General features: G+C 42.0%; 14 protein-coding genes. All 14 read left to right on the top strand.

The features are described 5' to 3' along the window. The first annotated feature begins 20 nt into the window (after positions 1–20). The 14 genes from FM038_RS16065 to fliS all read left to right on the top strand — a co-directional run bounded on the left by FM038_RS16065 (position 21) and on the right by fliS (position 14564). Positions 21–1112, top strand: coding sequence for a flagellar basal body P-ring protein FlgI (locus tag FM038_RS16065; RefSeq protein ID WP_142874353.1), 1092 nt, complete (start codon positions 21–23; stop codon positions 1110–1112). Positions 1113–1315: 203 nt separating this feature from the next. Continuing rightward, complete coding sequence (gene flgJ / locus FM038_RS16060; RefSeq protein WP_142874352.1) at positions 1316–2320, top strand: flagellar assembly peptidoglycan hydrolase FlgJ; 1005 nt, start codon at positions 1316–1318, stop codon at positions 2318–2320. A 73-nt stretch (positions 2321–2393) separates the two neighbouring features. Beyond that, positions 2394–4310, top strand: coding sequence for a flagellar hook-associated protein FlgK (gene flgK / locus FM038_RS16055; protein ID WP_142874351.1), 1917 nt, complete (start codon positions 2394–2396; stop codon positions 4308–4310). An 11-nt stretch (positions 4311–4321) separates the two neighbouring features. After that, positions 4322–5512, top strand: coding sequence for a flagellar hook-associated protein FlgL (gene flgL, locus FM038_RS16050; RefSeq protein ID WP_142874350.1), 1191 nt, complete (start codon positions 4322–4324; stop codon positions 5510–5512). Positions 5513–5600: 88 nt separating this feature from the next. Continuing rightward, positions 5601–6419 carry a flagellin N-terminal helical domain-containing protein gene (locus FM038_RS16045; protein WP_142874349.1) on the top strand — a complete coding sequence of 273 codons (819 nt, stop codon included), beginning with the start codon at positions 5601–5603 and terminating at the stop codon, positions 6417–6419. 249 nt (positions 6420–6668) lie between these two features. Further along, positions 6669–7469, top strand: coding sequence for a flagellin N-terminal helical domain-containing protein (locus FM038_RS16040; protein WP_142874348.1), 801 nt, complete (start codon positions 6669–6671; stop codon positions 7467–7469). Positions 7470–7820: 351 nt separating this feature from the next. Continuing rightward, positions 7821–8621 (top strand): flagellin N-terminal helical domain-containing protein, encoded by an 801-nt coding sequence (locus FM038_RS16035; RefSeq protein WP_142874347.1) that lies wholly within the window; start codon positions 7821–7823, stop codon positions 8619–8621. A gap of 433 nt (positions 8622–9054) precedes the next feature. Continuing rightward, positions 9055–9870 (top strand): flagellin N-terminal helical domain-containing protein, encoded by an 816-nt coding sequence (locus FM038_RS16030; protein ID WP_142874346.1) that lies wholly within the window; start codon positions 9055–9057, stop codon positions 9868–9870. Between the two features lie 285 nt (positions 9871–10155). After that, complete coding sequence (locus FM038_RS16025) at positions 10156–10956, top strand: flagellin N-terminal helical domain-containing protein (protein WP_142874345.1); 801 nt, start codon at positions 10156–10158, stop codon at positions 10954–10956. Positions 10957–11061: 105 nt separating this feature from the next. After that, positions 11062–11877: a flagellin N-terminal helical domain-containing protein gene (locus tag FM038_RS16020; protein WP_142874344.1), complete on the top strand. Its 816-nt coding sequence runs from the start codon at positions 11062–11064 to the stop codon at positions 11875–11877. A 139-nt stretch (positions 11878–12016) separates the two neighbouring features. Continuing rightward, positions 12017–12409 carry a flagellar protein FlaG gene (locus tag FM038_RS16015; protein WP_142874801.1) on the top strand — a complete coding sequence of 131 codons (393 nt, stop codon included), beginning with the start codon at positions 12017–12019 and terminating at the stop codon, positions 12407–12409. 34 nt (positions 12410–12443) lie between these two features. Next, entirely contained in the window at positions 12444–13808 is a 1365-nt protein-coding gene (gene fliD, locus FM038_RS16010) for a flagellar filament capping protein FliD (protein WP_142874343.1), read from the top strand. A gap of 18 nt (positions 13809–13826) precedes the next feature. Then, positions 13827–14147 (top strand): hypothetical protein, encoded by a 321-nt coding sequence (locus tag FM038_RS16005; RefSeq protein WP_142874342.1) that lies wholly within the window; start codon positions 13827–13829, stop codon positions 14145–14147. A 6-nt stretch (positions 14148–14153) separates the two neighbouring features. Continuing rightward, positions 14154–14564 (top strand): flagellar export chaperone FliS, encoded by a 411-nt coding sequence (fliS, locus tag FM038_RS16000; RefSeq protein ID WP_142874341.1) that lies wholly within the window; start codon positions 14154–14156, stop codon positions 14562–14564. Positions 14565–14633: the final 69 nt, after the last annotated feature.

Genomic DNA, 14633 nt, shown 5'->3' with positions numbered 1-14633 from the left:
GTGATTAAGGAATTAACACTATGAAATATAAATTTATCTATCTTTTACTACTGTTTTTTGTCACCGGTCCAAGCCAGGCACAAAGGATAAAAGATATAGCAAATGTTCAAGGTGTGCGCTCGAATCAACTTATTGGCTATGGTTTAGTGGTTGGTTTACCTGGAACCGGGGAGAAAACCCGCTACACGGAGCAGACCTTTAAAACCATGTTGAAGAATTTTGGTATTAACCTACCTGATAACGTCAGACCTAAGGTTAAAAATATCGCAGTGGTTGCAGTTAATGCCAATATGCCTCCTTTTATCAAGCCAGGTCAAACACTCGATATTACTGTTTCAAGCCTAGGTGAAGCTAAAAGCCTACGTGGCGGAACGTTACTACAGACCTTTTTAAAGGGAGTCGATGGTAATGTTTATGCAATTGCACAGGGCAACATGGTGGTCAGTGGTTTTAGCGCCGAGGGTTTAGACGGTTCAAAAGTCATTCAAAATACGCCTACTGTAGGTCGAATTCCAAATGGCGCTATTGTTGAACGCACTGTGGCCACCCCATTTTCAACGGGGGATTATTTGACATTCAACTTACGTCGCGCTGACTTTTCAACGGCTAAACGTTTAGCCGATGCGATTAATGAGTTGCTGGGTCCTGGGATGGCGAGACCCTTAGATGCCGCTTCTGTTCAGGTCAGTGCACCAAGGGATGTGTCACAGCGAGTGTCATTTTTGGCAACTTTAGAGAATATTCAAGTAGAGCCAGCATCAGGTTCTGCCAAAGTCATTGTCAACTCACGCACTGGCACCATAGTTGTCGGCAAAGATGTGCGTTTACTGCCTGCGGCAGTAACACATGGTGGACTAACAGTGACTATTGCTGAAGCTACACAAGTTTCTCAGCCTAACCCATTAACCGGTGGTGAAACTGTGGTGACGACTGACAGCACTATCGATGTGTTAGAGGAAGATAGCCGCATGTTTATGTTTAACCCTGGAACGACGCTAGATGAGCTGGTTCGAGCGGTAAACCTAGTGGGGGCCGCACCGTCGGATGTACTTGCCATATTAGAAGCATTGAAAGTGGCTGGTGCACTTCATGGTGAATTGATCATTATTTAACACATATAGTTTAACGCTTAAAGGGAGCTTAGTATTTTACTAATGCTCCCTTTTTATTTGGTGTTAGCTGAAATTTCATACCATTTATACCGGTTGGTATTACTTCAAGCTTTTAACAACTTCTATTTTTTTTTAAACTTGGTGCGCAGTTTGCATTAATAAATAACATCGTCTGAATATTGTCGGAATTTCTGGAAACATTTATGGAAAAGCTATCAAACTCATCTCACTTTTTGGATATCGGAGGTCTCGATTCATTGAGGGCTAAGGCCCAAAAAGATGACAAGGGGGCTTTAAGAGAAGTTGCCCAGCAGTTTGAAGGCATTTTTGTGCAAATGTTGATGAAAAGTATGCGTGATGCCAATGCCGTCTTTGAATCAGATAGCCCGATGAACAGTGAATACACTAAGTTTTATGAACAGATGCATGACCAGCAGATGTCAGTCAACTTATCAGATAAGGGCATGCTAGGTCTCGCCGACTTGATGGTTCAACAACTTTCTCCAGGCACGAGTGATGTGACACCCGCATCAGTGCTGCGTGGGAACATGCAATCATCTCACTCTTTTGCCAAAGACCGAGTAATGCAAAGTGCTATCCAGCCAGTAAAGGAAGAGTCAATTACTGGCAGCCAAGACACTCACATCGCTTCTAAGATTGACAATATTTTGACTGGCAAGAGTTTGCCGTCTGAAGTGAGGCAATCGGAAGTGACGTTCACCGATAAAGATGACTTTATCAACAAGCTCTATCCCCACGCAGAAAAGGCAGCTCATGCTTTAGGCACACAGCCTGAAGTCTTGATAGCACAATCAGCCCTTGAAACAGGCTGGGGACAAAAAATGATTAAAGCTGCTGGTGGTCAATCTAGCAATAATCTTTTTAATATTAAGGCCGATCAACGTTGGCAGGGAGACAAGGCGCTGGTTAGCTCACTCGAGTTTGAGCAAGGTGTGGCCGTGCAGCAAAAAGCAGATTTCCGTGTTTATGAGGATATCAAACAGAGCTTTGATGATTTTGTCAGTTTTATCTCCGACGGGCCAAGGTATCAAGAGGCGATGAAGAAAGCGGCGAACCCTAATGAGTTTATCCAAGCGCTACAGGATGCTGGCTATGCAACTGATCCTAATTATGCCGATAAAGTGATCAAGGTGATGAAATCGATAAGTCCGGTGATAAGTGTGCCTTCTATGGGGTCCACACAATGATTTTTATCGATGCAAAAGTAACGTTATCAGCTGTGCTCATCGGTGCAACTGAAGTAGATAGAGGGTATTTGTAATGTCTATGGATCTTCTCAATATTGCACGAACTGGCGTGTTAGCCTCGCAATCGCAGTTAGCCGTTACCAGTAACAATATCGCTAATGCCAATACCCAAGGGTATCACAGGCAAGTTGCCGAGCAGTCCAGTGTAGAGTCACAGCGTATAGGGAGTGAGTTCTATGGCGCTGGTACCTATATATCAGATGTTAAGCGGATCTATAACGATTACGCCGCTCGTGAGCTGAGAATTGGACAAACTGCTGTTAGCGAAGCACAAACTACCCAAACCAAAATGAATGAAATGGATCAGCTATTTTCACAAATTGGTAAGTCTATCCCACAGGGACTTAACGACTTTTTTGCAGGATTAAATAACTTAGCCGATCTGCCTGATGATATGGGGATCCGCGGTTCACTCTTAGGGACAGCAGATCAGCTCGCTAAGAGTTTAAATCAGATGCAGTCTCATCTTGATGGACAGATGCAACAAACTAATGACCAGATAGGCGGGATCACCGACAGAATTAATGAGATAAGCAAAGAACTTGGCCATATCAACCAAGAACTGATGAAGTCTCAAGGGCAAGATGCCCAACTACTCGATCAGCAAGATGCGTTGATCCAAGAGCTGAGTCAATATGCCCAAGTTAATGTGATCCCTTTAGATACGGGGGCTAAGAGCATCATGCTCGGGGGCTCTGTGATGCTTGTCTCTGGCGAGATATCTATGTCAGTGGGGACAATGGCTGGTGATCCTTATCCTGAAGAGATTCAGCTCATTGCTATGGTCGGTAATCAAAGCCAGACCATTGATGCCACTAAATTAGGCGGACAGATAGGTGCTCTATTTGAATTTAGAGCAGATACTTTAGTGCCGGCAGAGCTTGAAGTCAGTCAACTAGCCTTAGGTGTGGCAGATGCATTTAATCAGGCGAACTCGGAAGGTTTCGATCTGAATGGTGAGATGGGACAAAACATCTTCAAAGATATCAACGATCCGACCATGTCTGTTGGTCGTGTAGGTGCTGATAGTGCTAACACAGGCACAGCAAATTTAAGGGTCAACATTGATGATGTCGGCCTTTTGTCGGGCAATAGTTTTGAGCTGAAATATACGGCGCCGGCTACTTATGAGTTAACAGACGGAGTCACAGGCGCTGTCACCCCGTTAACCTTAAATGGCACCCAGCTTGATGGGGCTAATGGTTTCTCTATACATATCGATTCGGGTCTGTTAGCCGATGGAGATAAGTTTGAAATAAGACCCTCTTCAGGTGCCGCGGCAAGTATCGCAGTCGCAATGACGGATGCAAAAGGTATTGCAGCTGCGGCGCCGAAGATCACAGCCGATGCCGCTAATTCAGGCAACACCAGTATTGAGATGGTGAGTATCGATGACCGCACAGATGCAAATTTCCCACTTACAGGCTCAGAACTCACGTTTGAGATCAATACCACCACAAGCATGTTTGAAGTGTTTGATGTTAATGGTGCATCGCTCGGTGCTCCAGCAGCATACGTCCCGCCTTCAATCAGCGCACATGGTTTTACCTTCGATGTTACTAGTACAGCAGGTGCAACCGACAGATTCACTTTTGATCTCTCATTTGCGCCAGGAGACAACACAAATGCAGTCGCCATGGCACAGCTCAATGAGTCCAAGCTGATGAACAGTGGTGGTTCAACCTTAACGGACGTCTATGAAGGTACAAAACTATCAATCGGTGGTAAGGCAAAAGCAGCTGCAATAGCCGTAGGCTCTGCAGATGCTGTTTATTCACAAGCCTATAGCCGAGTGCAGAGCGAGTCAGGGGTTAACCTCGATGAAGAAGCGGCAAATTTAATACGTTTTCAGCAAGCCTATCAAGCGTCGGCGCGGATAATGACCACAGCTAATGAAATCTTCGACACGTTATTTAACGCGGTTAGATAAAGGAGGTTGATATGAGAATTTCAACTGCTCAAATGTTCAATCAAAGCATCACAAGTGTTCTGGATAAACAATCTTCAACGAGCAAAATACTCGATCAGCTATCCAGTGGTAAGAAGGTTAATACAGCAGGTGATGATCCTGTTGCAGCTCTTGGTATAGATAACCTAAATCAAAAAAATGCCTTAGTTAATCAATTTTTAAAGAATATAGATTATGCGACAGGAAGATTAGCCAATTCTGAAAGCCATTTAGGTAATGCTGAAACTTTGGTGGGCTCAGTAAGAGAGCAAGTCATGCGTGCAGTAAATGGTAGCTTGACTGACAATGACCGGCAAATGGTTGCCGATGAGATGAAGGCTAGCTTAGAAGAGTTGCTGGCAATAGCTAACACTAAAGATGAGTCAGGTAATTATCTGTTCTCAGGATTTAGTACGGATACCATGCCGTTTGCTTTTGATGCTGCTGGGCAGATTGTGTATGGCGGAGACAATGGAAGTCGAGAGACGGTTGTAGCTTCTGGTGTCACCCTAGCCACCAATGTTCCAGGTGATACGGCATTTATGAATGCCGCTAATGGGATGGGAGATTATAGTGTCAATTATCTGCCATCTCAGGTCGGTGGCTTTAAAGTTGATAGTGCAAAAATTGTAAACCCTGCTCTCCATATACCTGATACATATAGTTTTACTATGGTAGGAGCTGATCTTGAAGTCAGGGATTCTAGTAATGTTCTTGTTACAACTGAAGTGGGCTTCGACCCTGTAAATCCAGTGAGTTTCAATGGGATTGAAGTCAAGCTAGATGGGCTTCCTGTAGCAGGTGACTCCTTCAGTATTACAGAGCAACCCACAGTCAGTATTTTTGACACTATTAGCAGTGCTATCAGTTTAATTGAGGACCCAAATAGAACGAATACTCCAGAGGGTATGGCTCAGTTGGCACAGATATTGAATAATGTTGATAGTGGTATAAAACAGATTAGTAGCGCCAGAGGAATGGCGGGTAACAATTTAAAAAGTGTAGAGAGTTATAGTTCGACTCATGATGATGAAAAGCTGATCAACAGCTCAGCATTGTCCATGTTAGAAGATCTGGATTATGCCTCTGCAATTACTGAATTTGAGAAACAGCAGTTGGCTTTAAATGCGGTATCGAGTGTATTTAGCAAGGTCGGCAGCACGTCACTATTTGATTATATATAAGGTAGTAACTCTATATATAACAACTTTAGTTAACTAATTATAGCCAGGCTTGATGCCTTGGCGGTACAACTGGAAAGAGGAAATCAAGATGGCTATTACCGTTAATACAAACGTTACTTCTATGAAGGCTCAGAAAAATCTGAACACTTCAGGCAATGCGCTTGCTACATCTATGGAGCGATTATCGAGTGGACTTCGCATTAACAGTGCTAAGGATGATGCTGCTGGACTTGCGATATCTAACCGTTTGAATTCACAAGTTCGAGGCTTGGAAGTGGGTATGCGAAACGCAAATGATGGCATCTCGGTTGCTCAAGTTGCTGAAGGAGCGATGCAAGAGCAGACCAACATGCTGCAACGTATGCGAGATTTATCAATTCAAGCGGTAAACGGTGCAAACTCAACTAGTGATAAAGCTGCGCTTCAGGCCGAAGTGGATCAATTAGTTTTAGAGCTAGGTGCAATTGCGAATTCAACTGCATTTGGTGATACTAAACTTTTAAGTGGCGGATTTTCAGCTAAAAATTTCCAAGTTGGTCATCAAGGTGGTGAGAATATTTCTATCACGATCACAGCTACAGACGAAACAACATTGGGTGTGAATGCATTAATTTTATCTTCTGATACAACTGCTTCATCAGCCATTCTTGCCATCGATGCGGCAATTACAACCATTGATGCTCAGCGATCTACGCTTGGTGCGGTGCAGAACCGTTTATCACATAACATCAGTAACAGTGCAAATACTCAAGCAAACGTTGCAGATGCAAAGAGTCGTATTGTTGATGTGGATTTTGCTAAAGAAACAGCGACAATGACCAAGAATCAGGTTCTTCAACAGACAGGTAGCTCTATGCTTGCCCAGGCAAACCAATTACCTCAAGTTGCTTTATCTTTACTAGGTTAAGAAGTTATTAGCAAGTTCCTCAGCCCATAGTAGCCTCTGCTACTATGGGGCTATATTGTTAAGTTTTACAACCTTCTATTTACACTTGTAACCCTTTTTAACCGATTGAATTTAAAATAATAATTTTTTAAAGTATTTTTGTTTTTGTCCTAAAGTAAATTCCTTCCTTGCCGTTAATAACTTTGAATAAACCAGTCCTACCTGAAAATAGTCAGGTAAGTTGTAGAGCCTGGAAACGAGGAATTAAACATGGCGATTACGGTAAATACAAACGTTACATCGATGAAAGCGCAGAAGAACCTTAATAGTTCAGGAAATGCTTTGGCAACTTCCATGGAACGTCTGTCTAGTGGTTTGCGTATTAACAGTGCAAAAGATGATGCGGCAGGTCTTGCTATTTCAAACAGACTAAACAGTCAGGTCAGAGGCTTGGAAGTCGGTATGAGAAACGCAAATGATGCTATCTCTGTAGCACAAATTTCCGAAGGCGCGATGCAAGAGCAGACAAACATGCTCCAGCGTATGCGTGATCTCTCTGTTCAATCTGTTAACGGTGCAAACTCTTCGAGTGATGTCGCAGCACTTCAAGCTGAATATGATGAGCTGGCTACCGAAATTACCGCAATTGCGGATACCACAGCATTTGGTGATACCAAGTTATTGGATGGATCATTTACCGCTAAAAATTTCCAGGTCGGTCACCAAGGTGGTGAAAACATCTCTATTAGTGTGACTGATACCGATGCTACAGCATTAGGTGTCGGTGGTTTAGCTGTTGGTGCGGCGACAACCGCATTAATCGATACCGCCATAAGTACTATTGATGATCAAAGATCAACACTGGGTGCAACTCAGAACCGTTTATCACATAACATCAGCAACAGCGCAAATACACAAGCCAACGTGGCCGATGCCAAGAGCCGTATTGTTGATGTGGATTTTGCCAAAGAAACCTCTGAAATGACTAAAAACCAAGTGCTGCAACAGACGGGTTCAGCGATGTTGGCACAAGCTAACCAACTTCCTCAAGTTGCGTTATCGCTATTATAGACCCAAGATTTAAGATTCAATTAAAAATAAATGCTATAAACCAGTTAACTTGCTTAACTGGTTTTTTATTATAGATTACTCAATAAGCCTGCCCCCCTCTGTGCATATGTGTTAACTAAGCACTCGCTTAAACCCTCGTTATCAGTCGCATAGAGACACCTATCGAAAGACTCCTAATTGTATCAACAGCAACTGAATATTTTACATTGGGCAGGTCACACCTGCGACCAGCATGTTAACCATGTAAAATAAAGATCAATAAAATGCTAAAGCAATTCTAATCTTGGCCGTTATATAGCCATAGAGAAAGTATGCAGTGTGCTTAAGCTTTTAGTTAGCGAGGAATATGCAATGGCAATTACGGTAAATACAAACGTGACATCAATGAAGGCGCAAAAGAACTTAAATAGCTCTGGGAATGCGCTCGCGACCTCAATGGAGCGCTTATCGAGTGGTTTGCGCATCAATAGTGCAAAAGATGATGCCGCAGGTCTCGCTATCTCCAATCGACTTAATAGCCAAGTGAGGGGGCTTGATGTTGGCATGAGAAATGCTAACGATGCAATTTCTGTTGCTCAAATAGCAGAAGGTGCAATGCAAGAGCAAACTAACATGTTGCAGCGTATGCGTGATTTATCTGTTCAGTCAGTCAACGGAGCAAACTCAGCTAGTGATATAGCTGCCCTACAGGCTGAGTACGATCAGTTAGCGACAGAGATCACAGCAATTGCAGATACCACTGCATTTGGTGACACTAATTTACTGGATGGTTCTTTTACGGCTAAGAACTTCCAAGTGGGTCATCAAGGTGGTGAAAATATTGCGGTAAGTGTAACTGATACTGATGCCACTGCATTAGGTGTTGCTGGTCTAGCTGTTAGCGCTGCAACTACGGCACTGATTGATACGGCAATTGGTCTCATTGACTCTCAAAGATCGACATTAGGTGCAATTCAAAACCGTTTGTCGCATAACATCAGTAACAGTGCAAATACACAAGCAAACGTTGCAGATGCGAAGAGTCGAATTGTCGATGTCGATTTTGCTAAAGAAACTTCAACTATGACTAAAAATCAAGTGTTACAACAGACCGGTTCAGCTATGTTGGCACAAGCTAATCAGTTACCTCAAGTGGCATTATCGCTTTTATAATTTGAGTTTATGATGAAAAAGGCACTGAGTTTTCAGTGCCTTTTTTTTGTTAAATACGTCCTCCCCTCAATCATTCATCTTGATTTCATAAAAAAGTCCAAAATTACTCTGAATGGATTCAGGAGGTAGATCAACGCAGGAGCTTGTGCCGAGAATAACGATTAGTTCAGTGCCCTTATAGCTACACGGATGTGGCGAATGGCTATATTGCAGGAATAAATATAGCCCTGCCTATAGAATTTCTAATTTCCGCTGAATGCTCACTTACTCAATTAAACTGGCGCAACTCACTGAATTTACATGGCGTTAACAATAAAGGCTAATAAATGATCAGAAAATGCTAAAGCTATATCATCTGATGCCGTTAGATACTCTAGAGGATATAGACATTGCCTAGCGATTTTGGCACTGGCAGGATAAAGAGGAAACGATAATGGCAATTACAGTTAATACAAATGTCACTTCGATGAAGGCCCAAAAAAACTTAAATAGTTCTGGTAATGCTTTAGCAACTTCCATGGAGCGATTATCGAGTGGCCTTAGAATCAACAGTGCAAAGGATGATGCTGCAGGTCTGGCAATATCAAATCGTTTAAATAGTCAGGTTCGTGGCCTCGATGTCGGTATGCGTAACGGCAATGATGCGATATCAGTCGCACAAGTTGCCGAAGGTGCGATGCAAGAGCAGACTAATATGTTGCAACGTATGCGTGACTTAGCTGTGCAAGCTGTGAACGGTGCAAACTCTACCAGTGACCGTACAGCGTTACAGTCAGAAGTCGATCAACTTGTGCTAGAGATAACAGCTATTGCAAACTCAACAGCATTTGGTGATACGAAGCTGCTTAGCGGTGGTTTTACCGCAAAGAACTTTCAGGTAGGTCATCAAGGTGGCGAGAATATCGCTATTTCGATTTTAGCAACTGATGCAGCTACCTTAGTGGTTAACGCCATAGCGCTGTCAACAGATGGTACAGCATCTAGTGGTATTATTGCTATTGATGCGGCTATTTCAACGATTGATAGTCAGCGTTCGACCTTAGGTGCTGTTCAAAATCGCCTTGCTCACAACATTAGTAACAGCGCAAATACTCAGGCGAATGTTGCAGATGCAAAAAGTCGAATTGTAGATGTGGATTTTGCTAAAGAGACATCTACTATGACCAAAAATCAGGTACTACAGCAGACGGGTTCTGCGATGTTGGCTCAAGCCAACCAGCTTCCTCAAGTCGCTCTATCACTTCTGTAAAAACCTAAGCCAGTGCAATTATTTATGTGCTGGCTTGTTTTTTATTCATTCGGATTCTTAAAATCATTATTTTACATTGAACTAACTGGCTTGTGAGGGTTTCCTTGCAACTAAGGGCCTATAAGCGGCTGATCTGTAGGCTTAAGCTGTGGCGTGTTGTTTTTATTTTGTTAATGCAAACATTTTACTAAAGTTATCCGCAACCAAGCCGTTACATATATATGAGAAATGTATCAAAGCCTGAATTGCTATGGGCATTGGACTGGCATTGAAAGGAAAAAAATTATGGCGATTACAGTAAATACCAATGTGACTTCAATGAAGGCGCAGAAAAATTTAAATAGCTCAGGTAATGCATTAGCAACATCGATGGAGCGTTTATCAAGTGGTCTTCGTATTAACAGTGCAAAAGATGATGCTGCTGGACTGGCTATTTCGAACCGACTTAATAGCCAGGTAAGAGGGCTTGATGTTGGTATGAGAAATGCCAATGATGCTATATCCGTAGCTCAGATTGCTGAAGGTGCGATGCAAGAGCAAACCAACATGCTGCAGCGGATGCGTGATTTGTCTGTGCAAGCAGTTAACGGTGCTAACTCGACAAGCGATATAGCAGCACTTCAAGCTGAGTATGATCAACTATCAACAGAGATCACAGCAATTGCAGATACCACAGCTTTTGGTGATACCAAGTTATTAGATGGTACTTTCACTGCAAAAAGCTTCCAGGTAGGGCACCAGGGCGGCGAAAACATCTCTATTAGTGTTACCGATACCGATGCCGCCACTCTTCTGGTGAGTGGTCTAGTTGTTGGGTCTGCAGCTACTGCAGCAATTGATACCGCTATTGGCACCATTGATACACAACGTTCATCGCTTGGTGCGGCACAAAATAGGTTATCGCACAACATAAGTAACAGTGCTAATACTCAAGCCAATGTCGCCGATGCTAAGAGTCGAATTGTAGATGTCGATTTTGCTAAAGAAACGTCGACTATGACTAAGAACCAAGTTTTACAACAAACAGGTTCTGCGATGTTAGCACAAGCAAACCAGTTACCTCAGGTTGCATTGTCATTATTGTAAAATTTCATGGCTAAATTGGAATTAAATTAATTTGTTCGAAAATAATACAAATTTAATTAAAGATTTCTAATTATTAGCCGCTAAATGTTTAAGAGGATAATTGTTATGGCTATTACAGTAAACACCAATGTTACTTCGATGAAAGCACAGAAAAACCTGAATCAGTCAGGTAATGCTTTAGCTACGTCGATGGAGCGTTTATCGAGTGGTCTGCGTATTAATAGTGCAAAAGATGATGCAGCAGGACTTGCGATCTCTAATCGCTTGAACAGTCAGATCCGAGGTTTAGATGTCGGCATGAGAAATGCCAATGATGCGATTTCAGTTGCACAAATTGCTGAAGGTGCAATGCAAGAACAAACCAATATGTTACAGCGGATGCGTGATTTATCTGTACAGGCTGTTAACGGTGCAAACTCAACAAGTGATAGAGCAGCACTGCAATCAGAGATTGATCAACTAGCACTTGAGATCACGGCAATATCTGATACTACAGCATTTGGTGATACTAAATTATTAACGAGTACTTTCCTTGCTAAAAACTTTCAGGTTGGTCACCAAGGTGGAGAGAATATTTCAATCTCTATCTCTGGAACTGATGCTACTGACTTAGGTGTTAATGCTTTAATTGTCTCAACTGATACGCTTGCATCATCTGCAGTTGGTACAATTGATGCGGCAATTAAGTCTATTGACACTCAAAGAGCAAAGCTAGGTGCAATCCAAAACCGTCTGTCTCATAACGTCAGTAACAGCGCTAACACACAGGCTAACGTTGCGGATGCTAAGAGTCGTATTGTTGATGTCGATTTTGCAAAAGAGACATCAACCATGACTAAAAACCAAGTACTACAACAGACCGGCTCGGCAATGTTAGCTCAGGCAAATCAACTTCCTCAGGTAGCACTCTCACTTCTATAGGGATAATATAGTAAGTATTGAGAGATGAAAGGGAGGTTCGGAGACGAGTCTCCCTTTGTTGACTGTAAATAGGTAATAATCTATTTCGGTATAATATCGAGATATAGAAGCTAGTTTTATATAGAGGAGATGTATGACAATGGATATCAATGTCACAGGCTCACCGAATGGGGTACCTGCTAAAATTAATATAGATACAGCTCAGCTGGGCGAGAGTCGTGCTTCTTCAGAAGCTGAACTTGATCGGCGATCAATCATTCAAGCGGTGGAAGATGTAAAGTCGTCAACTGCTGAACCTGAGGCGCAAAGCCCAGAAGAACTAGAGAAGTTAGCTATTGATTTATCTGATATGATGTCAGTAATGAAAAAAGGGTTAGCTTTTAGAATTGATGAAAGCTCTGGTCAATCAGTTGTCAGTGTTTTAGATATTGATTCAGGTGATATTATTAGGCAGATTCCAAATGAAGAAGCACTGGAACTGGCTCAAAAATTGTCCGAAGTGGCAGGGCTTTTGATGAAAACTGAAGCCTGATTTTTTGTTTTAAGTTGAATAGTTAGAGGTTCTTATGGCATTAACAGCTACAGGTATCGGCTCAGGCCTAGATATTAGTAATATCGTAAGCGTTTTAGTTGATGCGGAAAAAGTGCCTAAAGAGGCTATTTTTAATAAAACAGAAAAGAGCATAGATGCAAAGGTATCGGCTTTTGGTAGTCTAAAAAGTGAACTTGCAACATTTCAAGATGCACTTGAGAAAATTAAGAGCGGAACTGAATTAAACCAACGTAAAGTTTCTACAGGTGAGAGTACATTTTTAACTGCAGAGGCAGATAAATTTGCTCAAACAGGTAGTTATAATATCCAGGTCGAGCAGTTAGCTGCTGCACATAAACTTGGTGGGATAAATGTTGGTGACCCAGCACTGGCTGTGGGAGAGGGGAGTTTAGATTTAACGGTAAACGGTGATAGTTTTTCAATAACAGTAGGGGCTACTGATTCATTGCAAACTATCGCTAATAGCATTAATGAAGCTAATGATAACGTCGGTGTGACGGCAACGATTGTGACAAGCGATGCAGGAAGCCGTTTGGTATTAAGTTCAGATAATGAAGGAACTGATAATCAAATCGCCATCGTGGCAAATGACACTGTTGGGACTGGATTAGACGATATGTTTGGCGCAGGAAACACCACTGAACTTCAAACCGCTCAAAACTCAATTGTTCACATTGATGGCCAGAAAGTCACTTCCCAAAGTAATAACGTTACTACAGCAATTACTGGTGTCACACTTAATCTAACAGATGCCGATTTAGCTGAAACTACAGTGTTTAAAATAGAGTTAGACACAGAAACAGTAAAAGAAAATGTCAAAGGCTTTGTTGACGCCTATAACAGTTTAATCAGTGCTATAGATGGTCTTTCTTCTTATGATGTAGATAAAGATGAGGCGGCTGCTTTACAAGGTGATTCAGTTATCCGGTCTCTGGAATCTCAATTGCGAAATATGATCAGTGAGCGTGTCACAGTAGGAAGTGAAACGATTGCTCTTTATGATATTGGCATTGAAACTGACAGATATGGAAAGCTATCAATTGATGATACAAAGCTAGATCAAATTATTGCAGAGGATATGTCAAGCTTAGAGGGACTTTTTGCGACCACAGATACTGGTGTTGCCAATAGGTTAGATTCACTCGTCGATGGCTACGTGAAGTCTGGTGGAGTCATTGATAACCGCAATAATGCGTATACCAAAGATAAGTCTCGATTAGATGATCAAAGAGCGGCTTTTACCATAAAGATGGAAGCTCTGCAGGCAAGGTTACTTAAACAATTCAATGCGATGGATCTTATTGTAGCTCAGTTAAACCAGCAGAGTTCGGGCTTGTCAGATAGGCTTAATTCGCTGCCTGGTGTAGTTAAGCAGTAATCCACCGGAGTTTTATTAATGCCAACCTTGGAAGATGTAAACAATCAAATTGAGTTAACTTTAAAAAAGTTGGATGAACAGCCTGCAGAAGAGGAAGGGTCTGATAAGTTGGTATCAAGTTTGCATGAGCTTATTGGGGAGCGTCAATCTTTACTCGATAGCTTTTTAGCTATTTCTAGTGAACGTGATAGAGCAGAACTTGAGATTCAGCTAGTTTATACGCTTGACTTTGAAGTTAAAGCTAAAAAGATTCTTGAACATCGAAAAGCTTTATTGCATCTAGGCAGTAAAAGTAAAAGACAGCTCAATGTTTATAAAGCAATTGATGCTAATAGGTAGGTATTTATGAGAAAGTCACTGCAATCATATCGAAAAGTTTCTTTAGAGAACGAAATATCTGTTGCTTCGCCTCATAGGGTTATTCAGATGATGTTCGAAGGAGCGCTACAGCGAATAGCTCAAAGCCGCTATGCCATAGAAAATGGCGACATAGGAAATAAAGGTATTTTTATCGGTAAGGCTATTGGCTTGATTACTGGCTTAAACAGTAGTCTTAATATGGATGCTGGGGGGGAGATTGCTGGTAATCTCTCAAACTTGTATGACTTTATGCTCCGACGTATATCCGAAGCAAATATCAATAACGATATCCAAGCGCTAGATGATGTCAGTGATATCCTTAAAATAATTAAGGAGGGCTGGGATGCGATCCCTGAAGAAGACCATCATACAGTATCGCACACCGAAGCTGTTTAGTTTTTATTGCTTAAGGGCGTTAGTATTGATTTAGGGGCCACGGCCCCAAATAAATGGCTAGAGTCAATT

This window comes from Shewanella eurypsychrophilus, from assembly GCF_007004545.3.
GTDB lineage: Bacteria > Pseudomonadota > Gammaproteobacteria > Enterobacterales > Shewanellaceae > Shewanella > Shewanella eurypsychrophilus.
Note: the sequence above shows the minus strand (reverse complement) of the source record. Positions and strands in the feature narration are given on the sequence as shown.